The organism is Streptomyces sp. NPDC031274, from assembly GCF_055570235.1.
This window is the reverse complement of the sequence record NZ_JBVIHP010000014.1, coordinates 1-23,278: the sequence shown is the minus strand read 5'-3', so window position 1 is coordinate 23,278 and position 23,278 is coordinate 1. Positions and strand designations below refer to the sequence as shown.

At 69.2% G+C, this 23,278-nt stretch carries 20 protein-coding genes and 2 tRNA genes; 15 read left to right on the top strand and 7 right to left on the bottom strand.

Going from position 1 to position 23,278, the window contains the following annotated elements; genetic code table 11:
- Position 1: 1 nt before the first annotated feature.
- The 8 genes from ACZ5CR_RS22480 to ACZ5CR_RS22445 all read left to right on the top strand — a co-directional run bounded on the left by ACZ5CR_RS22480 (position 2) and on the right by ACZ5CR_RS22445 (position 6,973).
- Positions 2–733: a phosphonatase-like hydrolase gene (locus ACZ5CR_RS22480; RefSeq protein ID WP_468860018.1), complete on the top strand. Its 732-nt coding sequence runs from the start codon at positions 2–4 to the stop codon at positions 731–733.
- Positions 730–1,818 carry an ABC transporter ATP-binding protein gene (locus tag ACZ5CR_RS22475; protein ID WP_468860016.1) on the top strand — a complete coding sequence of 363 codons (1,089 nt, stop codon included), beginning with the start codon at positions 730–732 and terminating at the stop codon, positions 1,816–1,818. Before ACZ5CR_RS22480 ends, ACZ5CR_RS22475 begins: the two co-directional genes overlap by 4 nt.
- The gene (locus ACZ5CR_RS22470; protein ID WP_468860014.1) at positions 1,811–2,794 is read left to right on the top strand and encodes a 2-aminoethylphosphonate ABC transporter permease subunit; all 984 of its coding nucleotides are present in this window, start codon (positions 1,811–1,813) and stop codon (positions 2,792–2,794) included. The genes ACZ5CR_RS22475 and ACZ5CR_RS22470 overlap by 8 nt, the downstream gene beginning before the upstream one ends.
- A complete protein-coding gene (locus ACZ5CR_RS22465; RefSeq protein WP_468860012.1) occupies positions 2,781–3,578 on the top strand; it encodes an ABC transporter permease in 798 nt (265 codons plus the stop codon). Before ACZ5CR_RS22470 ends, ACZ5CR_RS22465 begins: the two co-directional genes overlap by 14 nt.
- A 53-nt stretch (positions 3,579–3,631) precedes the next feature.
- Positions 3,632–4,729 carry a 2-aminoethylphosphonate ABC transporter substrate-binding protein gene (locus ACZ5CR_RS22460; RefSeq protein WP_468860010.1) on the top strand — a complete coding sequence of 366 codons (1,098 nt, stop codon included), beginning with the start codon at positions 3,632–3,634 and terminating at the stop codon, positions 4,727–4,729.
- 163 nt (positions 4,730–4,892) lie between these two features.
- Positions 4,893–5,672: an HAD-IIA family hydrolase gene (locus tag ACZ5CR_RS22455; RefSeq protein ID WP_468860008.1), complete on the top strand. Its 780-nt coding sequence runs from the start codon at positions 4,893–4,895 to the stop codon at positions 5,670–5,672.
- A 71-nt stretch (positions 5,673–5,743) separates the two neighbouring features.
- Positions 5,744–6,292, top strand: a complete 549-nt coding sequence (locus ACZ5CR_RS22450; RefSeq protein WP_468860007.1) for a hypothetical protein — start codon at positions 5,744–5,746, stop codon at positions 6,290–6,292.
- Between the two features lie 15 nt (positions 6,293–6,307).
- Positions 6,308–6,973, top strand: coding sequence for a class F sortase (locus ACZ5CR_RS22445; protein ID WP_468860005.1), 666 nt, complete (start codon positions 6,308–6,310; stop codon positions 6,971–6,973).
- 467 nt (positions 6,974–7,440) lie between these two features.
- On the opposite strand, the gene ACZ5CR_RS22440 is transcribed toward ACZ5CR_RS22445, so the two are convergent.
- A complete protein-coding gene (locus ACZ5CR_RS22440) occupies positions 7,441–8,181 on the bottom strand; it encodes an ANTAR domain-containing protein (protein ID WP_468860003.1) in 741 nt (246 codons plus the stop codon).
- 164 nt (positions 8,182–8,345) lie between these two features.
- Here ACZ5CR_RS22440 and ACZ5CR_RS22435 point away from each other — a divergent pair, with 164 nt between their 5' ends.
- Positions 8,346–9,371: a glycoside hydrolase family 6 protein gene (locus tag ACZ5CR_RS22435; protein ID WP_468860001.1), complete on the top strand. Its 1,026-nt coding sequence runs from the start codon at positions 8,346–8,348 to the stop codon at positions 9,369–9,371.
- A 107-nt stretch (positions 9,372–9,478) separates the two neighbouring features.
- Here ACZ5CR_RS22435 and glxA read toward each other — a convergent pair whose 3' ends face one another.
- The 4 genes from glxA to ACZ5CR_RS22415 all read right to left on the bottom strand — a co-directional run bounded on the left by glxA (position 9,479) and on the right by ACZ5CR_RS22415 (position 14,619).
- Entirely contained in the window at positions 9,479–11,419 is a 1,941-nt protein-coding gene (gene glxA / locus ACZ5CR_RS22430) for a radical copper oxidase GlxA (RefSeq protein ID WP_468859999.1), read from the bottom strand.
- On the bottom strand, positions 11,416–13,416 hold the full coding sequence (locus ACZ5CR_RS22425) for a glycosyltransferase family 2 protein (protein WP_468859998.1): 2,001 nt from the start codon (positions 13,414–13,416) through the stop codon (positions 11,416–11,418). Before ACZ5CR_RS22425 ends, glxA begins: the two co-directional genes overlap by 4 nt.
- 323 nt (positions 13,417–13,739) lie before the next feature.
- Positions 13,740–14,456 carry a FadR/GntR family transcriptional regulator gene (locus tag ACZ5CR_RS22420; protein ID WP_468859996.1) on the bottom strand — a complete coding sequence of 239 codons (717 nt, stop codon included), beginning with the start codon at positions 14,454–14,456 and terminating at the stop codon, positions 13,740–13,742.
- Positions 14,457–14,545: 89 nt separating this feature from the next.
- A tRNA-Lys gene (locus ACZ5CR_RS22415) sits at positions 14,546–14,619 on the bottom strand.
- 256 nt (positions 14,620–14,875) lie between these two features.
- Here ACZ5CR_RS22415 and ACZ5CR_RS22410 point away from each other — a divergent pair.
- The 6 genes from ACZ5CR_RS22410 to ACZ5CR_RS22385 all read left to right on the top strand — a co-directional run bounded on the left by ACZ5CR_RS22410 (position 14,876) and on the right by ACZ5CR_RS22385 (position 21,890).
- The gene (locus ACZ5CR_RS22410; protein ID WP_468859994.1) at positions 14,876–16,309 is read left to right on the top strand and encodes a peptidoglycan-binding protein; all 1,434 of its coding nucleotides are present in this window, start codon (positions 14,876–14,878) and stop codon (positions 16,307–16,309) included.
- 616 nt (positions 16,310–16,925) lie between these two features.
- Positions 16,926–18,185: an SPFH domain-containing protein gene (locus ACZ5CR_RS22405; protein ID WP_468859992.1), complete on the top strand. Its 1,260-nt coding sequence runs from the start codon at positions 16,926–16,928 to the stop codon at positions 18,183–18,185.
- On the top strand, positions 18,172–18,924 hold the full coding sequence (locus ACZ5CR_RS22400) for a nucleoside/nucleotide kinase family protein (RefSeq protein WP_468859990.1): 753 nt from the start codon (positions 18,172–18,174) through the stop codon (positions 18,922–18,924). Before ACZ5CR_RS22405 ends, ACZ5CR_RS22400 begins: the two co-directional genes overlap by 14 nt.
- 139 nt (positions 18,925–19,063) lie before the next feature.
- Positions 19,064–19,666 carry a lytic polysaccharide monooxygenase auxiliary activity family 9 protein gene (locus ACZ5CR_RS22395; RefSeq protein ID WP_468859988.1) on the top strand — a complete coding sequence of 201 codons (603 nt, stop codon included), beginning with the start codon at positions 19,064–19,066 and terminating at the stop codon, positions 19,664–19,666.
- An 82-nt stretch (positions 19,667–19,748) separates the two neighbouring features.
- On the top strand, positions 19,749–21,407 hold the full coding sequence (locus ACZ5CR_RS22390) for an AMP-binding protein (protein ID WP_468859987.1): 1,659 nt from the start codon (positions 19,749–19,751) through the stop codon (positions 21,405–21,407).
- Positions 21,408–21,584: 177 nt separating this feature from the next.
- Entirely contained in the window at positions 21,585–21,890 is a 306-nt protein-coding gene (locus ACZ5CR_RS22385) for a hypothetical protein (RefSeq protein WP_468859985.1), read from the top strand.
- A gap of 125 nt (positions 21,891–22,015) precedes the next feature.
- Here the strand turns inward: ACZ5CR_RS22385 and ACZ5CR_RS22380 are convergent.
- Positions 22,016–22,089: transfer RNA gene (locus tag ACZ5CR_RS22380), tRNA-Lys, on the bottom strand.
- 85 nt (positions 22,090–22,174) lie between these two features.
- Entirely contained in the window at positions 22,175–22,933 is a 759-nt protein-coding gene (locus tag ACZ5CR_RS22375) for an IclR family transcriptional regulator (RefSeq protein WP_468859983.1), read from the bottom strand.
- Positions 22,934–23,278 lie beyond the last annotated feature (345 nt).

The window sequence follows — 23,278 nt, the reverse complement described above, 5'->3', positions numbered from 1 at the left end:
GATGCGGGAGTTGGACACGCGGTGCGGGCTTGTCGTCCTCGACATGGCCGGTACCACCGTCGCGGACGGCGGGCTCGTGGAGCGGGCCTTCTCCGCCGCCGCGCGGGAACTCGGCGGCGAGCCGGACTCCGCCGACCACGCCGAGAAGCTGGACTACGTACGCGCCACCATGGGCGAGTCCAAGATCTCCGTCTTCCGGCATCTGTTCGGCGATGAGGCGCTCGCCCAGCGGGCCAACGTGGCCTTCGAGAAGGCGTACGGGGAACTCGTCGACGGCGGTCTGATCGCGCCGATCCCCGGTGCGCGCGCAGCGGTCGAGGAGCTCAAGTCGGCTGGTCTGACCGTGGTGTTGACCACCGGGTTCGCCCGCGTCACGCAGGACGCCATCCTGGACGCGCTGGGGTGGCGGGACCTCGTCGAGCTGACCCTGTGCCCGGCCGACGCGGGTGGCCGTGGTCGGCCCTACCCGGACATGGTGCTCAGCGCTTTCCTGCGGACGGGGGTGGTGGACGACGTCCGGCAGATCGCGGTCGTGGGCGACACGGCGTACGACATGAGGAGCGGGGTGCGGGCCGGGGCCGGTGTGGTCGCCGGGGTGCTCACCGGGGCGCATGACGCCGAGGCGCTGCGGGGGGCGGGGGCCACCCACGTCCTCGGGTCGGTCGCCGAACTGCCGCGCGTACTCGGGTCGGTCGCCGAACTGCCGCGCGTACTCAGGGGTGTTGGCGAGTGAGCCGCGCCGCCCCCGTGCCCGCCCCCGCGCTCGTACGCAGCGGCATTCGCTTCGAGAACGTCTCGGTCGCCTACGGCGGGAACACCGTCCTGGACGCGTTCGACCTGACCGTCGAACCCGGCGAGGTCATGGCCCTGCTCGGCCCGTCGGGCTCGGGCAAGACGACCGCGCTGCGGGCCGTCGCCGGGTTCGTGCGGCTCGCGTCCGGGCGGGTGTTCATCGGGGAGCGCGATGTCACCGGCCTTCCGCCGCACCAGCGGGGGATCGGCATGGTCGTCCAGCAGTACGCGCTCTTCCCGCACATGCGGGTCGCGGACAATGTCGCCTTCGGCATGAAGGCGCAGAAGGTGCCCAAGGCTGAGATTCCGGGGCGGGTCGCCGAGGCGCTGGAGATGACGGGGATGGCCTCGTACGCCCAGCGGTTTCCCCGAGAGCTTTCGGGAGGGCAGCAGCAACGGGTCGCCATCGCGCGAGCGTTGGCCATTCGGCCGGGGGTGCTGCTGCTCGATGAGCCGCTTTCCGCGTTGGACGCGCAGCTGCGGTCGGGGATGCTGGGGGAACTCGCCCGGCTGCACCGGGAGTTGCCCGACGTCTCCATTCTGTACGTCACCCATGACCAGGTGGAGGCTCTGACCCTGGCGGATCGCATCGCCGTCATGGACAAGGCGCGGTTGCGGGACTGCGGGACTCCGCAGGAGCTCTACCGGGCGCCTCGCACCGAGTTCACGGCTTCGTTCGTGGGCAACGCGAATCTCCTCGCGGTGCGGGTGGGGTCCGGCGCCGTCTCGTTCGGTGGTACCGACCTGAAGGTCGACACGGGGGAGGCGGCTCGGGGGGCCACTGCCACGTTGTGTGTGCGGCCGCATCTGGTGGGACTGGGGGACGGCCCCAATGCCCTTTCCGGTCGCGTCGCCGAGGTGCAGTGGCGGGGGGCCACCCATCGGCTGTACGTCGATGTCGCCGGGCAGCGAGTCAAGGCGGACCTTCGGGAGCTGCGGACTCCGCCGGGTATCGGTGACGAGGTCACGCTGCACTTCGCGCCCGAGGATGCGGTGCTGCTGGCTGGTGGTGTGGCCGATGGGTAGCTCTGATGGACGCCTCTTCGACTCCGAACCGGGGTTGCAGGCTGTGCCCACCCGTTCCGCCGTGCGGAACGCCTGCCCACAGAAGGAGCAGCAGCCCGGTCAGCCGGGGCGCCTGCACGGGAGTGGGGCGGGCGGAGGCCCGGCGCGCAAGCGCCGCCAAGTGCCCGCCTTCGTATGGGCCCTGCCCCCCGTCGCGGCCCTCGCCCTCGTCTTTCTCTACCCCCTCGCCCTCGTCGTCCAGCAGTCCGTCCAGCCCGATACCGGGGGGACCTCCCTCCAGCCGTACTCCGACGTCTTCGCGTCCGAAGCGTTCCGGGAGGCGCTCGGGACCACCGTGTGGCTGGCCGTCGGGGCCACGGCCGGGTGTCTCGTGCTCGGGTTCGCGCTCGCGCTCGTCATCGCCTTCGTGCCGTTCCCGGGAGGGAAAGCCGTCGCCAGGTTCATCGACGTCTTTCTCTCCTTTCCGTCCTTCCTCATCACCCTCGCCCTGCTGTTCATCTACGGCACCAAGGGCATGGCCAACGGGATGTGGACGGACGCCTCCGGGGCCGTCGACGGACCGTTCCAATTCCTCACCACCCCGTGGGGCGTACTCCTCGCCGAGATCACGTACTTCACGCCCTTCGTGATGCGCCCCCTGCTCGCCGCGTTCTCGCAGATCGACACCGCGCAACTGGAAGTCGCGTCGAGCCTCGGAGCGAGGCCGGGACGCGTCATCCGGCGGGTCATCCTGCCCGAGGCGCTGCCCGCCCTCGCCGCGGGCGGCAGCCTCGTACTCGTCATGTGTCTGAACGAATTCGGGATCGTCCTCTTCACCGGCGCCAAAGGGGTCACGACTCTCCCGATGCTCGTCTACAGCAAGGCCATTCTCGAATCCGACTATCCGGCCGCCTGTGTCGTCGCCGTGGTCAACATCGCGATTTCCGTGGGTCTTTACAGCCTCTACCGGGTGGTGAGCCGTCGTGTTGGTGCATAGCCGCAAGGGGAAGTGGGCCACCTGGGTTCTCTTCCTCGTCCTCTTCCTGCCTCTCTTCGCGCTTCCCCTTCTCGTGATCCTGGCCGCCTCGTTCTCCTCGCAGTGGTCCGGCGCTTTCCCCTCCGGATTCACCACGGAGCACTACGCGTCCGCCACCCGCGGGGATTCGCTCAAGGCGCTCACCACCAGCCTGGTCACCGCCGTCAGCGCCAGCCTGATCGCACTGGCCGTCGGGTCCTGGGCCGCGCTCGCCGCCGCCTCGCTGAAGAGAGCAGGCAAGCGCGTCCTCGACACCCTCTTCATGCTGCCGGTGGCCGTGCCCTCCGTCGTCGTCGGGCTCGCGATCCTCGTCGCGTTCAGCAAGCCGCCGATGATCCTCAACGGCACGCGCTGGATCGTGATCCTCGCGCACACGATTCTTGTCACCGCGTTCGCCTACCAGTCGGTCTCGGCTGCCATCGTCCGACTCGACCCGGCGTACGAACAGGCCGCCGCGTCGCTCGGCGCCCGGCCCGCGTACGTCCTGTGGAAGGTGAAGCTGCCCCTCCTGCTGCCGTCGCTCACCGCGGCCGCGGGCCTCTGCTTCGCGCTCTCCATGGGCGAGTTGAGCGCCACGATGATGCTCTACCCGCCGGACTGGATGCCGCTGCCCGTGCGGATCTACGCGGCCACCGACCGCGGCTCCCTCTTCACCGGTGCCGCCGTCGCCGTGGTCCTGATGGCGGCGACGCTGCTCGTCCTCTTCGGCGTCTCCCGCATCCGCACCCGCGCCTCCTACCGCTGACTTCCTCAGGTTTCCTCCGACTTCCTCAGGCTTCCCCAAGGAGTACGAACGTCATGTCCTCTCGCACCACCCGCACCCGCACCCGCACCCGGTTCCGCACCCGCACGCTCGCCGCCCTCTCCGGCAGCCTCGTCCTCGCGGGCTCCCTCACCGCGTGCGGTGGCGACTCCTCCGCGTCCGACGCGAAGGAAGTCACCGTCTACAGCGCCGACGGCCTCAAGGGCGAGAACGGCGACGGCTGGTACGACCAGGTCTTCAAGGACTTCGAGAAGAAGACCGGCATCAAGGTGAACTACGTCGAGGGCGGCTCGGGCGAGATGGTGCAGCGTGCCGTCCGCGAGAAGTCCAACACGCAGGCCGACGTCATCATCACCCTGCCGCCGTTCATCCAGCAGGCCGACGAGAAGGGCCTGCTCCAGGCCTACAAGCCCGAGGGTTCTGCCCAGGTCGACGGCGCCGACAAGGCCACCGACGGCAAGTGGACCTCCGTCGTGAACAACTACTTCGGCTTCATCTACAACAAGAAGGAGCTCGGCGGCGGCAAGGCACCCAAGACGTGGGAGGACCTCACCGACGCCTCGTACAAGGACAAGGTCCAGTACTCCACGCCCGGCGTCGCGGGCGACGGTACCGCCGTGCTCATCAAGGCGATGCACGACTTCGGCGGCGAGAAGCCCGCCATGGATTACTTGAAGAAGCTTCAGACGAACAACGTCGGCCCGTCCGCCTCCACCGGCAAGCTCGCACCCAAGGTCGACAAGGGCGAACTCCTCGCGGCCAACGGCGACGTCCAGATGAATCACGCCCAGTCCAAGGACATGCCGAACCTCGGCATCTGGTTCCCGGCCAAGGAGGGCGGCAAGCCCACCACCTTCGCCCTGCCCTACGCGGCCGGCCTGGTCAACAAGGCCCCGCACTCCGCCAACGCCAAGAAGTTCCTCGACTACCTGCTCGGTCAGAAGGCCCAGCAGCAGGTCAGCGAGATCGGCGGAGGCTTCGCGGCGCGCAAGGACATCAAGGCCACCGACGCCAACGCGGTCGCGCTCGACGGAATCATCGACGGGGTCGAGATCTTCGAGCCTGACTGGTCCGACATATCCAAGAACCTCCAGACGTACGTCGAGGACTGGAAGTCGGCCACGGGAAGCTGACCGACGACCGAGGGGCGGCCGAGGGGCGATCAAGGGACGATCGTGGGTGATCGAGGGGTTCACGATCACCGCATCCTGATTAGGCTGAGGGCCGTCGGCACAGAGCTGTCCCGGCGCCTCTCAGCCCACACCCGCTTCACCGAAGACCGCAGGAGTGCACCCCATGGCAGAGCGCAAGCCCATCGAATCGTGGCTCACCGACATGGACGGCGTGCTCATCCACGAGGGCGTGCCGATCCCCGGCGCCGACGCCTTCATCAAGAGGCTCCGGGAGTCCGGGAAGCCCTTCCTGGTCCTGACGAACAACTCGATCTACACCGCCCGCGACCTCCAGGCCCGCCTCACCCGCATGGGCCTCGAAGTGCCCGTCGAGAACATCTGGACCTCGGCGCTCGCCACCGCGAAGTTCCTGGACGATCAGAGGCCGGGCGGCACGGCGTACGTGATCGGCGAGGCGGGGCTCACCACCGCCCTGCACGACATCGGGTACGTCCTGACCGACCACGACCCGGACTACGTGGTGCTCGGCGAGACCCGTACGTACTCCTTCGAGGCGATGACCAAGGCCGTACGTCTCATCAACGGCGGAGCCCGCTTCATCTGCACGAACCCGGACGAGACCGGGCCCTCCACGGAGGGACCGCTGCCCGCCACCGGCGCCGTCGCCGCGCTGATCACCAAGGCCACGAAGCGGACCCCGTACTTCGCGGGCAAGCCGAACCCCTTGATGATGCGGACCGGGCTCAACGCCATCGGGGCGCACTCCGAGACCAGCGCCATGATCGGCGACCGCATGGACACGGACGTCCTCGCCGGTCTCGAGGCCGGAATGGAGACCTTCCTGGTCCTCACGGGCCTGACCACCCGGGACGACATCGACCAGTACCCCTTCCGGCCCTCCAACATCGTGGACTCGATCGCGGACCTCGTCGACCGCGTGTGACACCACCCGTTTGCCGCACACGGGAGGCGTGACGTGCCGCCGCGCGTGAACCTCGAAACAGGAGGTTCACGATGCGTAGAGGTTCACTCACCCTGCGTGGTGTCGCTGGTATAGCCGGGGCGGCTGTCCTCGCCACGCTTCCCGTCGCCGCCACGGTGCCCGCGTACGCCCATGACGAGGGCAAAGTGCAGGCCACGATCTCCCCGTCCAGCGCGGCGGCCGGGACCCAGGTGGAGATCAGCGTCACGGGCTGTGACGGCACGACCGGGTCCGCGGGGTCCGGGGCGTTCGAGGGGGACGCCAAGCTCACCGGCAGGGACGGCGACAAGTACTCGCTGAACGGCTCCGCCAGGATCAGGAGCGGCGTCTCCGGCTCGTACGAGGTCACCGTCGACTGCGACGGCCACCCCCACCAGCGCGCGGGCTCCGTGGAGGTCGTCCAGCACCACTCCACCCCCGTCTCGCCGGTCCACGCGGGCGGCGGCGGCACCGCACAGCTGGCCGCGCACGCCCAGGAGGCGGGTCCCGGCACCCGGCACGCGGTGATCGGCCTGGTGCTCGCCGGGGTGGCGGCCGTGGCCGTGGCGTTCCGCAGTGTCCGTCGGCGCCGCTCCGAGTGACGGGCGACGACCGAGATGTCGGGCCATGAGAAACCGGCTGGGCACGGGCGATTCCTCACCGGGGTCGCCTGGGCGCTGCTCCTTGTGGGGCTCTGGCTGTGGGGCAGTGACATCACCGACGTACGCGGCGGTGTGTCGGAGCCCACGAACGGGGACGTCGCCGCGGTGGGCCGGCCGTTCGACGTCGAACTCCCTCAGGCGCACGAGCCGTTGGGTGCAGCGAAGCCGCAGCGCGTCGATGTCCCCTCGCTGAAGGTGCGGGCTCCCGTGATCACGCGTGGGCTCGATCAGGACGGCGCCATCGATCCGCCGCCCTTCGCGCAGGCGAGCTCCGTCGGCTGGTACGGCGGCGGTACGCGCCCCGGTGCGGCGGGCACGTCCCTGTTCGTGGGCCATGTCGACACCGAGACGCGCCCCGCGGTCTTCTACGACCTCAGCGCGGTACGCCCGGGCGAGAAGGTCCGGGTGACCCGGGACGACGGCTCGGTCGCGGAGTTCACCGTGGACGACGTACAAGTCCTCAGCCGGGACCGCTTCGACGCGAAGAAGGCGTACGGCCCCCACCAGGAGGGCCGTGCCGAACTCCGCCTGATCACCTGCGGCGGCACGTTCGACCGGGCGACCAAGACGTACTCGGCGAACGTGGTGGTGTCCGCCTACCTCACCGGAGTGGGGTCGTAGGGATGGTGCCGGGGGTGGGCCGGGGCGCGAGGGCACTCCCGCCGCGCTCGCGCCCACGGGGCACCCCCGGCGGCCCCTTGGCGGCGTCGTCCCGGAGAGTCCCAGTTGGTCATGGACACTGTCAACGGTGTATGTGTCCGCCTACGCCTACGCCTGCGTCTACCTGCGTCAGGACAACCCGGCCCGGTCGGCGGCCCGCTCCCCCCGGAGCCGTCGACCGGGCTGGTCCTCGACCGCGCGCGCACGAGCTGCGGGAGTAACCCGGCGTCGGCGCGGGAGGTTCGGTGGCCAACCCCGCAATGCGGGATGGACGATCAATCAGGCCGGGGGCTTGGGCCGTTGGGACGACTCTAGAACGGATGAGCGCTGGAGCCTAGGGGGCGATTGACGCCAAGTCGTGCTCCGCTTTCTCTCCGTGATCATCGCAGGTGATGGCCCTTCCGGAATGACCTTCGGGAAGGTTCGGATCAACTCCCGCGCAATGCCGAGTCGTCGAGCGTCCCCTTGATCACCTCCTGGGCGACCAGGTCGATGACCAGGCGTTCTCTGCGTGCGTACCGCCGCAGCGCCTCAAAGGCCTCATCCACACCAGTGTGCCAGCGCTCGGCGAGTATGCCTTTGGCCTGTTCAATGCGTACGCGGCTGGTCAGGGCGCCCTGGAGCTGTGTGGCGAGGATCCGGTACTCCGTGTAGGCGCGGTGATTGTGCAGCCCCACCGCGGCCGCGTCGGCGATCGCCTGGGCCAGGCTCAACTCCCTGTCGGTGTGCGGGACCAGGGGGACCACGGGCATGAAGACGTTGAGCGCGCCGAGCAGAGTCTCGCGCTGGCGCAGCGGGACCGCGTACGTCATTCCGATTCCGTGGCGCAGCGCGAGCGTAGTGAACTCCGGCCAGTGCTCCGCGGGTTCGGCCGCCGCGAGCAGAACCGGAGGTACGGGAAGCCCCGTGCCGAGGCTCTCCACGCAGGGGCCGCCGCTGTGTTGGGACCCGAGCAGGGCGAGTGCCAGCTCCTTGGGGTGGCCGCCTGCGGCGATCGCGGGCGCGCCCTTGCCCTCGAAGACGACTCCGGCGGCGGACGCGTCGAGCAGCTCCACGCAGTGGCCCGCGACCCGGCTCAGGTAGCGCTCCGGGTCGAAGTCGTCGTCCAGGGTGTTCGTGGTCTCCACCAGGACCTGGGCCAGTCGTAATTCAGAGGTGTGATCCCGCATGGTCTCCTCCCCATGAGCTCCACCCCGCGTTCTGCTCGACTACCCCCGGGTTCGATGCTGTAACAGCTCTCCAACAGGTATCTGTCGCGGGCGGGCGGACCTCGTGAGCCGGGAGTGCGTATGCCAGGATTGAGAAATCGGACAGTGCACCCAAGGGGGAGTGGATGTACCACAAAAACACCGGCCCCGGTCATCGGATCGTGGGCCGGGGGGTGAAGACTGCGGCAGTGTTCGCGGGGGCGGCGCTGCTTCTTTCGGGGTGCTCCTCCGATGACGGCAAGGACACCTCGGGGCAGCCGGTCAAGCAGCAGCCGAAGGGCTCCGACCCGTACTGGGTCAACCCCGAGGGCAACGCCGCCAAGCAGGTCGCGTCGTACGAGAAGGACGGCAAGAAGGACGACGCCGAACTGATCCGCAAGATCGCCGAGCAGCCGGTTCCCGAATGGATCATCCCGGAGAACGCGGAGGACCAGGCACGCGGCTTCACCGAGGCCGCCCAGAAGGCCGACAGGGACGCCTTGTTGGTCCTCTACAACATCCCGCACCGTGACTGCGGTCAGTACTCGGGCGGCGGCGCGGCCGACGGCAACGAGTACAGGAAGTTCATCGACCAGGTCGCCGCGGGCATCGGCGACCGTGGCGCCACGGTCATCCTGGAGCCGGACGCGGTGCTCCACATGGTCGACAACTGCACGCCGGAGGAGTTTCACGAGGAGCGGTACGACCTCCTCAAGGGCGCCATCGCGAAGCTCAAGTCCCTGAAGAACACCAAGGTGTACCTGGACGCGGGCAACGCGGGCTGGAAGAACCCCGACTCGCTCTGGGAGCCCCTGAAGTGGTCGGGCGTCGAGCAGGCCGACGGCTTCTCGGTGAACGTCTCCAACTTCCAGACCACCGAGGCCAGCACGGAGTTCGGCAAGAAGCTCTCGGCGAAGATCGGCAACAAGCCGTTCGTCATCGACACCGCGCGCAACGGCAACGGGCCCTACACCAAGGGCAAGGACACCTGGTGCAACCCGCCCGGCCGCGCGCTCGGCGAGGCGCCCACCACCAAGACGGACGATCCGCTGGTCGACGCGTATCTCTGGATCAAGCGGCCCGGTGAGTCCGACGGCACCTGTCGCGGTGGGCCCAAGGCGGGGGCCTGGTGGCCGGAGTACGCGAAGGGCCTCGCGGAGGCGGCGAAGTAGTAGCCCTCGTCCGCGAAAAGCCGCAGTCGCGTCTGCTGAGTTGGTGAGCAGACGCGACCGCGGCTTTTCTTTGGTTGCTCGCGCAGTTCCTCGCGCCCCTTACGGGGCTACGGCACGTGGACCCACTGGGCCTTGCTCGGGGTGCCCTGATCATCCGTGACGAAGAGCATGTACCAGCCGGACTCGACCAGGCTCCGCTCCTTGGGAATCGTCACCGTGACGCCGTCCGCGGACTTCTTCAGGTCGAGGGCGACGGACGTCTGGTCGATGTCGGTGACGTGCGTCGAGGCGCTCGGCCTGATCAGGCGGGCCGTCTTGATGGCCGAGGCGTGCTGGGTCTTGAAGGTTCCTGACCCGCCGCGCTTGATCTCCTTGGGCCCGCCGGAGAGCCCCGGCTGCGACCCCTGGTACAGATACGGCGGGGTGTAGATCTCGATGCGCTGCTCGAACTCGCCGGGCTTGGTGTTGGCCTTGTCGGCGTAGAGCGAGTCGGAACCGAAGAACATCACGCGGCCGTCGGGCAGCAGGATCGAGCCCGAGTGGTAGTTGCGGCCGACCTCGGGGTCCGCGACCCGCCGCATGTTGCCGGTCTTGGCGTCGTAGATCCGCGCCTGCTTGATGTTCGAGTCACCGCGGCCGCGGTAGTCCTCCGAGCCGCCGGATATGAGCACCGTGTCGTCGGGCAGGGTCGATGCCTGCGGGTAGCGGGTGCCCTTCTCCAGCTCGGGGCCGTCCTCGAACTTCGGGTTGTCGTCCAGGAGGTCGACGATGCGGGTCTTCTTGCTTGACTCCTTGGACTCGCCGACACCGCCGCCGCCGACCACCATGTACTTCTGGTCCTGCGCGGGCGGCAGTTCGACCGTGTTGGAGGTCTCGAGGAGCTTCGGGTCGCTCAGCCCCGGGATCCCCTTCCAGCTGCCCTTCGTCTCCAGGTCCCAGGTGCCGGGCTTGCGGCCGACGTCGTCGGGGCCGTAGCCCGCGTTCGATCCCGAGTAGAAGAGCCTGCCGCTCTGCAGCTGGAAGACGGCCGGGTAGGTCGGGAACTGGCGGACCTGCTTGGTGTACGTCCACTTCTTGGTCTTGGGGTCGTACACCTCGTTCTTGCCCGGGACCAGCTGGCCGATCTCGTCGAGGCCGGAGAGGCTGAGCACCTTGCCGTCCGAGAGCGTGGTCAGCGTGGGGTACCAGCGGGCCTCGTTCATCGGGTCGACCTTGATGTACTTCTCGGCGACCGGGTCGAACTCGAAGGCGTCCTTGATCCCTTGGAAGTCCTTCTTGTCCAGGGCGAGCTTCTGCGCGATGCCGTACGTGTTGCGGGTGGCGGCGCCCTTGAGGCCCTGCACGCGGTAGTTGTCCTGCGTGCCCGTCTCGTGCTTGGTGCCGCTCTGCTGCGCTTCCACGTACACCCGGCCGAGGCCCGGTTCGTTGCGCACGAACGCGCCGGTCGCCTTGTCGAAGACCTTCTTGGCGCGCTCGACGACGACCGGGTCCTTGGAGACGAACGTCTTGCCGTTCTTCTTGCCGGTGAACTTCGTGCCCGACGGCAGCGTGATCGGATTGTCCGGGTCCTCGTTGTGCACCACCATCAGGCCCCCCGCCTTGGTGGTGTCGCCCTTGAGCTTCTCGTAGCGCTGGGTGCCGCCCGCGATGAGGAGATTGCCGTTGGCCAGCTGGGTGTGGCCGGTGCAGAACAGGTCGACGGGCGTCTTGATCTTCTTGATCGTGTTCTTGACCGGGTCCCACAGGCGGGTGTCGAACTTCTTGGCGTCGAAGTTCTTCTGGTTGTTGCCGGAACCGGCGACCAGGAGGATCTTGCCGGTGTGCAGGAGCGCCGCGTGGATCGTGTTCTGGCGGTACTCCTCGGGGAAGTTCACGACCTGCCAGTGGCCGTTGTCGGCCTTGTACTCCGGCTTGTTGATCTTGTAGTCGTGGTACTTCTCCGAACCCACGCGCCACAGCCACGGGCCGTTCATCCCGGCCAGCGCTATGACCACCGCCGCGCCTATCGCGATGCGGCGGGCGCGGCGGCGGCTGGAGCGGTCTTTCATTTCTTACGTCCCCCAAGGGCGATCTGCATGGTCTGGTCGTTCGCCGCCCAGCTGGGCTTCTGCTGCGGGGCGTGCGGCGCCTGCGGAGCCTGAGGGGCATCGTGCGCCTGCGGCAGCTGTGCTGTGGCGTCGAGGCCGTCGCGCTGCTGCGGAACCTTCGCGTGTTGGCCGGTCGGCGGACCCGAAGGACCTGCCCCGTGCTGCGACTTGCGCTTCTTCTTGTCCTGCCGCATGCTCCACCGCCACGCGAAGATCGGCGCGGCCGTGATCAGCAGGGCGAACGTGGCCCAGGTGATCATCGCCGGGTGGACATGGCCGAACATGAACGCGGCGGCCATCGAACCGCTGAAGACCAGGATGAAGAACAGGTGGATCCGGAACGTGCCGAACAGCGTGTCCGGACTCGCCGAATCGCCCTTGGGAGTCACCACGAACTTGCTCTTGCGGCGCAGCACGGCGTCCAGCAGGGAGCGTGCGTAGACCGGCGCGGAGAGCGCCGACATCACCATGCCCGCGATACCGCCGGAGCCCTCGGGCTCGTGCGGCGAGACGTTGTGGCGGCGGTTCCAGATGTAGAGGCCGATCTGCAGCGCCGACGCGTTGCCGTACAGCATGAGCCAGATCGTCGGGTCGATGTTCACGCCCGATGCGCCCATGCCGAGGAACAGCGCGCAGGAGAGCGCGGCCAGGATCCAGTTCATGGCGGACATCGGGTAGAAGATGACCATCATCGTGTAGTTGAAGAGCCGCCCGGGCGGCAGCGAGAACGGCGCCTTCCAGAACTGCTTGAGGATGGTCTCGTACGTTCCCCGCGACCACCGCAGCTGCTGCGTGAAGAAGTCCGTCCAGGCGTTGGGGCCCTCACCCACCGCGAGCACGTCCGGCGTGTAGACGGACTTCCACTTCTTGCCGGTCCTCGGGTTCGTGGCGCGGTGGATCTCGAAGCCCGTCGCCATGTCCTCGGTGATCGAGTCGTACAGACCGCCGATCTGCTTCAGGGCGCTGATGCGTACGGCGTTGCTCGTGCCGACGAACATCGGAGAGCCGTAGGCGTTGCCGGCGCGCTGGATCAGGGCGTGGAAGAGGAACTGCTGGGACTCGGCTGCCTTGGTGATGAAGTTGTCGTAGTTGCCGTAGACCTGCGGGCCGATGACGAAGCCGACGTTCTCGTCACGGAAGAAGCCGAGCATCCGCTCCAGGTAGTTGGGCATCGGGACGTGGTCGGTGTCGACCGACGCGAAGAAGTCGTAGTCGCCGCCGTGCGCGTCGAGCCAGGCGTTGTAGTTGCCGTGCTTGGTCTTGGCGCGGTGCGGGCCCTTGCTCATGTTCCACTTCGCCACGCCCTTGCGGGAGAAGTGGTGCACGCCGAGCCGCAGGCAGACTTCCTTGACGGCGGGGTCGTCGCCCTCGTCGAGGAGCCAGACGTGCATCAGGCCACGGTGCCGGATGCGGACCGCGGCCTCCAGGGTCTTCGTCACCATCTCCAGCGGCTCCTTGCCGGGCACGAAGGAGGTGAGGAAGGCGACTCTGGTGCCGGTCTCGGGGACCACGGGTATCGGGTCACGGGCGACGAGCGTGGCGTGCGCGTTCGAGAGCACGTTCATGCACCGGAAGAACTCGATCAGACCGATGGATATGAGCATGACTATGTCAAGCGTCGGCAGCCAGTCGTTCGAGACGTAGTCGCGCTTCGTCCAGTGCGTCGGCTGAAGCAGCCAGGCGAGCAGCACCAGGGAGAGCAGCGGCGCGGCCCCCAGCATGAGCGCGGCTCTGATCCGGTGCGGCTCCTGCGAGAGCAGGGAGCGGTACTGCACCTTGTACGGCTTGGTCGGATCGGGCTGCGTGAGCGGCCCCGCGAGACGGCTGTAGTGCTCGTAGTCGTACTTCGGAAGCGCCTTCTTGATACGCCTGAAACCGCCCGTGCGGTGCGACGGCACCCGCAGTTGGGTCGTCTCTGACGGATCGTTCGGCCGGGCGCCCGTCGGCGTCGACGTCATGAGTCATCCCCCCGCACGCGGTCACCCGCGTGTTCGTTGGTCCTTCCGTCCGTCCCGGTCCCCCGACCTTCACGGACGCATCAGTGAGAGGCCACCGTCCCCTTAGACATGGAACGGCTACCTTCCGGTTGCATGATGCCCCCCTCGGCATCTTTTCGTGAACGGGGCCCCCGCCCCATCTCCCGCGGATACCGGCCGGGCTCCCCAACTGCCCCGCACCGCCTGCCTCATGGGAGTCAATGGCTCTTGCACCAGGTTCTCCATCCCCAGCCATGATCGCAAGGGCGAAACGAGGTGTTTACCGGTCATACGAGCGATTTGAGTTATCTGTTGCTACCTGTTGGGGCAGGAGCGCTCAATCGCGTTCGAATATTACCGAAGTGTTCCCGTATCGCCCGCTCCGCTCGGAGCACATCGCCGGATCGGACCGCGTCGAGGATCTCCCGGTGCTGCCGGCAGGTCACCTTGGGGTCCTGCGGCACGTCCACCAGGTCCGTACGCACTTTGTGGAAGGCGTCCCAGAACGCTTCGAGGACCTCACCGAGCAGGGGATTGCGCAGACAGCGGTAGAGGGTGGCGTGAAACGCACGGTCGGTTTCGGTGTGAACCGCACCCGACTGACCGATCCGGCCGTCGTCCGCCGCCACCTCGGTGTCCATCCGGTCGACGAGGGCGTCCAGTTCGGCCAGATCCGCGTCCGGGATACGGCCCGCGAGGCGGGCGATGAGCCCGGTCTCCACGGCCTCCCTCAGCTCCAGGAGCTGAAGCAGGCTGTCCTCGCCGCGGTAGTGGCCCGCCACCGTGCGGAAGGTGAGGCCCTCGATCATGGGGGCCATCGACATGGGTCCGACATATGTGCCGAAACCGTGCCGGATCTCCACGATGCCCATCGCCTGCAGTGCCTTGAGGGCTTCTCGCACGGAGTTCCGACTGACGCCTAGGCGTTCCATCAGTTCGGGCTCGGTGGGCAGAGAGGCTCCGGAGGGCAGCCGCTGGTCGATGATGAGCTTCTTGATCCGCTCCTGTATGTCGCGCGCCATGGCGCAACGGTAGCGGTACGGAGATGGGTGGCGACCCGGGACGGGAACCACGAAAGCCCCCCGCGTGAACGGAGGGCTTTCGCTGTCTGTGCGCCGTCAGGGACTCGAACCCCGGACCCGCTGATTAAGAGTCAGCTGCTCTAACCAACTGAGCTAACGGCGCCTGCTGACCTGGAGAACTCTACCGGACGCGGGCGGGTGCTCCGGACCATCGGGGGTCCGCGCCCGCGCCTTCGCGGGGGGTCTCGTGGAGGGCGCCGGTGGCATTGCGGGGGCGGCTGCCGGGAGTGGCGGGGCCGTGAATGCGGGGCGGATCCATCATTCGGACCGTCAACATGCGATATCGCGCGACAGTTGAGAAGCTGACGACTGTGCAGATGCGACGCAGACATTCTTTCCTGGAGTGTGAGGGGAATCGCATGGAGGATGCTCCGGCGGGTGCTCCGGAATTCGAGGAATTCGACCCCGAGAGCGACTGCGACTGTCCCGGATGCATTCACTGGCGACGGACCATGACCCACGCGCTTCCCGTAAGAGAGGGCGGCCACCCGGCGGCACACGGCGCGCGGCGCGCCCTCGTCATCGCCGCGGCGGCGGGCACGGTGCTCGGTGGCGGCCAGGTGCTTCCGGCGGCGGCGGCCCCCGATGCCGTGCCGGGCGGCCACCATCCGGCGCGACCACCGGGGGCGGTGCCCGCCGGGGCTCCGGGGGCTCCAGGGGTCCCAGGGGTTCCAGGGGTCCCAGGGGTTCCGTCGGACGAGGGCCCGGGGCAGGGTCCGGAGCCGGGCAGTCCGCAGGGCGGCACGAGTGCGCTGCACGGAGCGCCGGGCACGCCGGGTACGCCGGGTCCCGTGTCGTCGGCGGCGCGGGCCACTACGCGGGCCGAGATCATGGCCCGCGCCCAGAAGTGGGTCACGGCGAAGGTGCCGTACAGCATGAGCAAGTACTGGCCCGACGGATACCGCCAGGACTGCTCGGGCTTTGTCTCGATGGCCTGGAATCTCGGCGGCAATGAATGGACGGGGAGCCTCTCCTCGTATGCGACGCGCATTACGAAGAGCCAGCTGCTGCCCGGCGACATCCTCCTCTTCCACAATCCCGCGAACCCCGAGAAGGGGTCGCACGTGACGATTTTCGGCGGCTGGGCGAACGCGGCGCACACGCAATACACCGCGTACGAACAGGCCCGCCCGCACGCCCGTAAGCAGACGACTCCCTATGCCTATTGGAGCAATGGGAGCCGCTATCTGGCGTACCGCTACAAGGGAGTGAGCGGTGGTGCTCCGGGCGGCGCGGGGCCGAGTACGGGGACGCGATACCCCGGCGCGGGTTCTTTCGGCCCCGGGGCCGACAACAAGTACGTGACGCAGCTCGGCAAGGCCCTGGTCGGCCGGGGCGGCGCCCGCTACTACAAGACAGGACCGGGCCCGCGCTGGAGCGACGCCGACCGCCGGGCCACGCAGGCGTTCCAGCGGGCGCAGGGCTGGACTGGCGGGGACGCGGACGGTCTGCCGGGGCCCACGACCTGGTCGTACCTGATGACGGGCAAGGGCCGCGACATCCCGGGCGCCGGGGCGGGCGCGGGAGCGGGCGGGGGCGGCAGCCAGGGCAAGGTGCCGGCGTACCCGGGCAGGGGAGTGTTCCGCGTCGGCCAGTCCAGCCCGTCCATCGAGAAGCTGGGCAGGCAACTGGTGAAGAAGGGCTTCGGCAAGCACTACGCCCAGGGGCCGGGCCCCCGCTGGAGCGAGAGCGACCGGCGCAACGTCGAGGCGTTCCAGCGGGCGCAGGGCTGGCGAGGGGCGGCGGCGGACGGATATCCGGGGCCCGAGACCTGGCGGCGGTTGTTCGCATGAGCCGTGGGAGTCATAGGGGGTGTGGGGGTCACGGGGGGTGTGGGAGCCACGGGGGTCACAGGAGTTACGGGAGTTACGGGAGTCATGGGGAGCACGGGAGTCACGGGAGTAACGGAGGTCGTGGGAGTAGAGCGGCGCGGATGAGACATGGGCACGAATGTGGCCGGGTTGCGGATGTGACTGGGGCGCGAGTCTGGCCGAGGGACGAGTTTGACCGGGTCACGGATTTGGCCGGGTCACGAATCTGGGCGGGACGTGGATCTGACCGGGTCACGGGTGTGACTGGGTCACGAATCTGGCCGGGACGTGGATCTGACCGGGTCATGGATTTGACCGGGTCACGAGTCCGGCCGGGACGTGGATCTGACCGGGTCATGGATTTGACCGGGTCACGAATCTGGCCGGGACATGGATCTGACCGAGGCGCAGGTCTGACTGGGCCACGAGTCCGGCCGGGACGTGGATCTGACCGGGTCACGGATCTGACCGGGTCACGAGTCCGGCCGGAGCGCGAGCTGGACCGGGTGACAGATGTGACCGGGTCATCAATCAGACCGAGGCACACCTGTGACCAGGTCGCGGATGAGATCGAGGCACGTATGACGCGGAGGCAAGGATGAGTGCGACAGCGGCATCACGGTCACAGACCCCCCAGCCCGAGGAGCCGCGGTTGACCGGCGCCCCGGACACGACCGCACGCCCGCCGCGCCTGATCCAGAGCGAGGCCACCACCGAGATCCCCATCCACCTGCTCTTCCGCGACGACCCCGCTGACCCCGGGGTATCGCTGGCGCCCGCCGTGGTGCGGCGCCGCCAGGGCACGGGGGAGCAGCCGCGTACCGCCCGGCGGCCCGCTGCGGCATCGGCATCGGCGTCGGCATCGGTGGGGGCGTCGGCGTATGCGGCCCGGCCCATGCCCGAGGTCGACCCGGGGCTCGGCGAGCGCCCCGCGCGTGTGCTGCCCGGCGCCGTCGGAGCGCTCGGCGGGGCCGTGGGCGTCGCCGGGTGCGCGGCCGCGCTGTGGTGGGCGGGGCTGCTGCCCGAGCCGGTGGCGCAAGCGGCCGGGCTGCCCTGGCCGGATGGGCACGGCGCGCACGGTGGGACGGGCGGGACCGGCGGGTCCGTTGGATACGACGCGTACGCCGGGCTCGGGCTCGGGCAGTGGGCCTCGCTCGCGGGGTCGGGCGCGCTCGCGCTGTTCGGGTTCGGGGGTCTGGCCCGGGGCCGGGTCGGCACGGCGTGGGTGCTCACGCTCTTCGGGCGGTACCGCGGCAGCGTCCGCCGCACCGGCCTGATGTGGGTCAACCCGCTCCTCCTGCGCCGCCGCGTCGACGTACGCCTCCGGCACTGGCGCAGTGAGCCGATGCCCGCGGTGGACCGGAGCGGGGTCGCGCTGCGGGTCGTCGTTCTCGTCGTCTGGCGGGTCAAGGACGCGGCGCGGGCGACGCTCGGGGTCGCCGACCACCAGGAGTATCTGCGCGAGTGCGTCGAGGCCGCGACGGCACGGGTCCTGTCCCGGCTGCCCGCCGACGCCTTCCACGACGACACCCCGACCCTGCGCGACGCGGACGCCGTCGGCGACGCGCTGACCCGGATGCTCGCGGCGGAGGCGGAGCCGGTCGGCATCGAGATCTTCTCGGCCCAGCCGACCCGCATCGAGTACGCCCCCGAGATCGCCGACACCATGCGCCTGCGCCGGGTCGCCGCCCTGGACGCGCGGCACCGCGACAGCGTGCTCACCTCGGTGGTGGACTCCGTCGAGGACACGGTGTCCCGGCTGACCACCCGCGGCCTGGTCGAGCTCGACGACTACGAGCGCAAGGCGTTGGTCAAGGACCTGACGGTGGCGTTCTATACGGGGCATGGAGACCGATGACAGCACCCCCGACCACCGCGCTTCAGACCACCGCGCTTCAGACCACCGCGCTCCAGACCACCACGCCCCCGACCACCGAGCCCCCGCCCGTCACGCCCCCACCCTCGCGGCCCTCGCCGCGGACGCCTGGAAGCTGACCGCGGACCGGCCCCGCACCCTCCTGGGGATCGCGGGGCCGCCGGGCGCGGGCAAGTCGACGTTCGCGCGGGCGTTGGTGGAGGCGGTCGGCGAGGGTGCCGCGTATCTGCCGCTCGACGGGTTCCATCTCTCGAACGATCAGCTGGAGCGCCTCTCCCTCACCTCCCGCAAGGGCTCGGAGCCGAGTTTCGACGTCCGGGGATACGTCGCGCTGCTCACCCGGGTCATCGAGGACACCGGCCACGACATCTACGTACCCGATTACGACCGCACGCTCCACGAGCCGGTGGCCGCCCGGCACCGCGTCCCGCCGACCGCCCGGCTCGTCGTCACCGAGGGGAACTATCTGGCCTGCGATCTGCCGGGCTGGCGCGATGCGCGGCGGCTCATGGGGGAGTGCTGGTACGTGCGTGCACCTGCGGAGGTACGTCAACTGCGTCTCGTCGAACGACAGTTGGCGGGCGGCAGGACGGCCGAAGGGGCGGCCGCGTGGGTGGCGACGAACGACGGTCCCAACGGTGAACTGGTGGAGAAGTCGCGCCGACGCTGCGATCGGATCGTCTCCACTATTGGTATGGACATGTTCAACTACCGCCCATAATCTGGGCTTGGTCTAGACCGCAGTTACCGCAGTTACCGCAGTACTCACTGCATCCGCCGCGCCGCCGCACCCGCGGTGACGCGGTGCCGCGGCGCGCGCACGGCTCACGGAATCCCCACGTTTCCCCTGGAGCGGCAGCATGCGAAACAAGAAGATCTACGCGGCCATGCTCGGCGCCACCACCGTCGGGGCGCTCGCGCTCTCGTCCGGTGGCGCGAGCGGTCACGGTTACACCGATCTGCCCGCCAGCCGTCAGATCAACTGTTCCAACGGCACGGTGAGCGGCTGCGGTTCCATCCAGTACGAGCCGCAGAGCGTCGAGGGCCCCAAGGGCTTCCCGGCGGCAGGTCCGGCCGACGGCAAGATCTGCTCGGCGGGCGTCAGCGGCTTCGACGCGCTCAATCAGCCGAAGGCGCCGGGCGGCGGCGCCTGGCCGACGACCAGTGTCAGCGCCGGTCAGAACTACACCTTCCGCTGGCAGTTCACCGCCCGCCACCGCACCACCGACTTCAAGTACTACATAACCAAGCAGGGCTGGGACGAGAGCAAGCCGGTGACCCGGGCCGCTCTCGACACCACCCCGTTCCTCGACGTCCCCTACAACGGCCAGCAGCCGCCCGCCACGCTCTCGCACTCCGGGACGATCCCCGGCGGCAGAAGCGGACACCACGTGATCGTCGCGGTGTGGACGGTCCACGACACGTCGAACGCCTTCTACGCCTGCTCCGACGTCAAGTTCTGAGCGGTCTCCTGACGGGTGGGCCTGCGCGGGATCGCGCAGGCCCTCTCCTCATCTGACGGGCCATCAATTATGGTGCGCGGCCATGAAGGCCACCGGGAGTACCGTCGCGGAACTCGTACAGGCTCGCTGGGGCGATCACCGTCCCGGGCTGCGCTTCGAGCAGCAGGAGCTGAGCCACCACCAAGTCGCGGCGGGCGCAGCGGCGAGGGCGGCGCTCCTCGCCGATCTGCTGCCGAGAGGCGGCGAACCACACGTCGGCGTTCTGCTCGACAACACCCCCGAGTACCCCCTGTGGCTGAGCGCGGCGGCGCTCGCGGGCGCGGCGGTGGCGGGCATCAACCCCACGCGGCGGGGCGCCGAACTGGCCCGCGACATCGTGCACACGGACTGCCGGGTCCTGGTCACGGAACGGGCGCACCTGGCGCTCCTCGACGGCCTCGAACTCCCGGGCGTACGCCTCCTGGTGACGGACACGGCGGCCTACGCCGAACTGCTCGCGCCCTACGCGCGGGCGCGCCCGGAGATATCGAGCGCGGCGACTCCGGAGAGCCGCATGCTCCTCTACTTCACCTCCGGTTCGACCGGGGCGCCCAAGGCCGCGATCTGCAGTCAGGGCCGCCTGGCCGCGGCGGGCCAGTCCCTGGTCAGCCACTTCCGGCTCGGCCCGGACGGCGTCCACTACATCTGCATGCCCATGTTCCACGGCAACGCGGTGATCGCGGACTGGGCGCCCGCCCTCGCGGCCGGGGCGCGGGTGGCGATGCGGCGCCGCTTCTCGGCTTCCGCGTTCCTGGACGACGTACGGGCCCATGGGGCGACGTACTTCACGTACGTGGGCCGGGCGGTGCAGTACGTCCTTGCCACGCCCGAGCGCCCCGACGACACGGAGAACCCCCTCCTGATGGGCTTCGGCACGGAGGCCGGGGCGGTGGACGCGGGGCGGTTCGAGAAGCGGTTCGGGGTACGGCTCGTGGAGGGGTACGGCTCTTCGGAGGGCGGGGCCGCGATACAGCGCACGCCGGGGACGCCCGCCGGTGCGATCGGGCGGGCGGCGCCGGGGGACGAGCTCGTGGTGGTGGATCCCGGTACGCGCGAGGAGTGCCCGCCCGCTTCCTTCGCGGCGGACGGGCGGCTGCTGAACGGGGGTGCGGCGATAGGGGAGTTGGTGAACAAGGGGCGTACGCCCTTCGAGGGGTACTGGCGCAACACGGAGGCGGACGCGGCGCGGCTTCGGGACGGCTGGTACTGGACGGGGGATCTCTTCTACCGGGACGGGGAGGGGTTTCTCTATTTCGCCGGGCGTACGGATGACCGGCTCCGCGTGGACAGCGAGAATCTGGCGGCGGCGGTGATCGAGAACATCCTGGCGCGGTGGGAGGAGGCGGCGGCGGTGGCGGTGTACGCGGTGCCCGACCCCGTGGCGGGGGATCAGGTGATGGCGGCGGTCGCCCCGCGCGAGGGGGTTTCCTTCGACCCCCTGGCCTTCGCCGAGTTCCTGCTCTCACAACCGGACCTGGGCACGAAGATGGCCCCTCGCTTTGTGCGGGTGGTGGGGCGGATGCCGGTCACCGCCACCAACAAGGTGGCGCGGGCTGCTCTGCGCGGGGAGGGGTTTCGTTGCGGGGACCCTGTGTGGTGGCGGCCCGAGGCCGGGGCGGGCGGCTATCGCCGCTTTGACGCGGCGGACGTGGCCGCGCTGCTCGACCAGTACCGGGCTCAGGGGCGGGAGGGGCTGCTGTAAGGGAAGGGCCTGCGCGCCGCACCGGCGTCGGCTGTCTGCTCAAGGACCGGGTGGGCCAGGTCGAGCAGTTCGCCGACGCGGTGAGGCCTGCGGGCCTGAGCGGCGCAGGCGCCCCGAACGGGCCGACCTGACGATCCGTGCAGTGGCCATCGGTCGGGTCGATTACGATCCTGAACCATGAGCACGTCAGACCAGACAGAGGCAGGCGACACGCCGGGCCTCACGCCGCGCTTCACACCGCGCCAGGCCCGGCGCATCCGGATCGCCGCGGCCTCGGTGCTGATGGCCGCGGCGGCCGTGGTGCTCGCCGTACGCATGGCGAGCCGGTCGTCCGTCTTGGTCGTGGGGGTGTACGGGCTGCTGCTCGTCCTCTGTGGCCTGGTGATCGAACTCAGCAGGCGCGGACGGACCAGGCTCGGCAGCTATCTCCTCGCCGCCGGTCTGGTGGCCGCCCTCGTCATGGACTGGGTGGTGCTTGCCTGACCGTTTCGGGGGCGGCGCCGTTCCGTGGTCGGCACCGCCCCGTGGTCGGCGGAGACGAAGGAACGCGAAAGGCGAAGGAACACGAAAGAAGCCCCTCGCTCGCGCGAGGGGCTTCTTTCTGTCTGTGCGCCGTCAGGGACTCGAACCCCGGACCCGCTGATTAAGAGTCAGCTGCTCTAACCAACTGAGCTAACGGCGCCTGGTGACAAGAAAATAATACCTGGTCCCGGAGGGTGCTCAGGACCGGTGCCCAGGTCGGCGCCCGGGGCCGCTGACCTGCGCCCCTAGATCGCCAGCGAGAGCAGTACCGGCGCGGCCCCGCGATTGAGCGTCTCGGCCGCTTCCCGCAGCCGGTGCGCGTGCTCCACCGGCAGGGAGAGGGCCAGGCAGCCGACGGCGGAGCCCGCGGTGATGGGGACGGCGGCGCAGACCGTGCCGACCGCGTACTCCTGGAGGTCGAGGACCGGGACCGTGGCGGGCTGGGCGGCGAGGCGGTTCAGGAGGACCCGTTCGTTCGTGATCGTCCGCGAGGTGAGGCGGGCCATCTTGTGGCGGGAGAGGTGATCCCTGCGGCCGTCCAGGTCGAGCTGGGTCAGCAGGCTCTTGCCGACCGCGCTGGCGTGCGCGGAGGAGCGGAAGTCCACCCACTCGTTGACCGCCGGGGTACCGGGGCCGTCCGCGCAGTCGGTGATCTTGACTTCGCCGTCTTCGTACCGGCTGATGTAGACGGCCGCGCCGATCGAGTCGCGCAGGCCGTCGAGGGTCACCTGGAGCTTCTCCCGCAGCACCTGGTCGCGGCGCTGGGCGGCGCCTAGACGGGCGAGGGAGGGGCCGGTGACGTACGCGCCGTCGGCGTTCTGTTCGACGTACGCCTCGCGGCGCAGCATGCGGAGCAGGGTGGTGAGCCGGGGTGCGGGCAGTTTGGTCTGCCGGGCGATCTCTGTGTCGGTCACGCCGGTGTCGTGCCTGGCGACGATCTCAAGCACTCGCAGAGCGTTCCGCACCGAGTGCTGCGGCGTGGTCGGCTCGTGTTTCAGCGCCACGACTTCCCCCTGCGTGGAAAGGTTCCGGACAGTTGGGCTCCGTCCACGATAGCCGCCAAGAGGCCGATATGGAGCGGCTGTTGCCGAGATTGATGCCTCATCTCGGGCCTGTCAGCAGGGACGCGCCACTCTGGCATATGCCATAGTCATGCCCCCGAGTTGAAGTCGGGAGAAAACCTACTCCCGCGTAGCGGTTCGGGCCAGGACCGATCGTCGGGAGGAACGAGGCGGGGGGGGGGGGGGGGGGGGCGGGGGGGCCCCGCCGTGCTCGCCCTTCCCACGGTCCCGCCCCGCGACAAGGGAAGCAGCGGTGCCGTCTTGGGCAGGTTCCTTTGCGGACTTCTC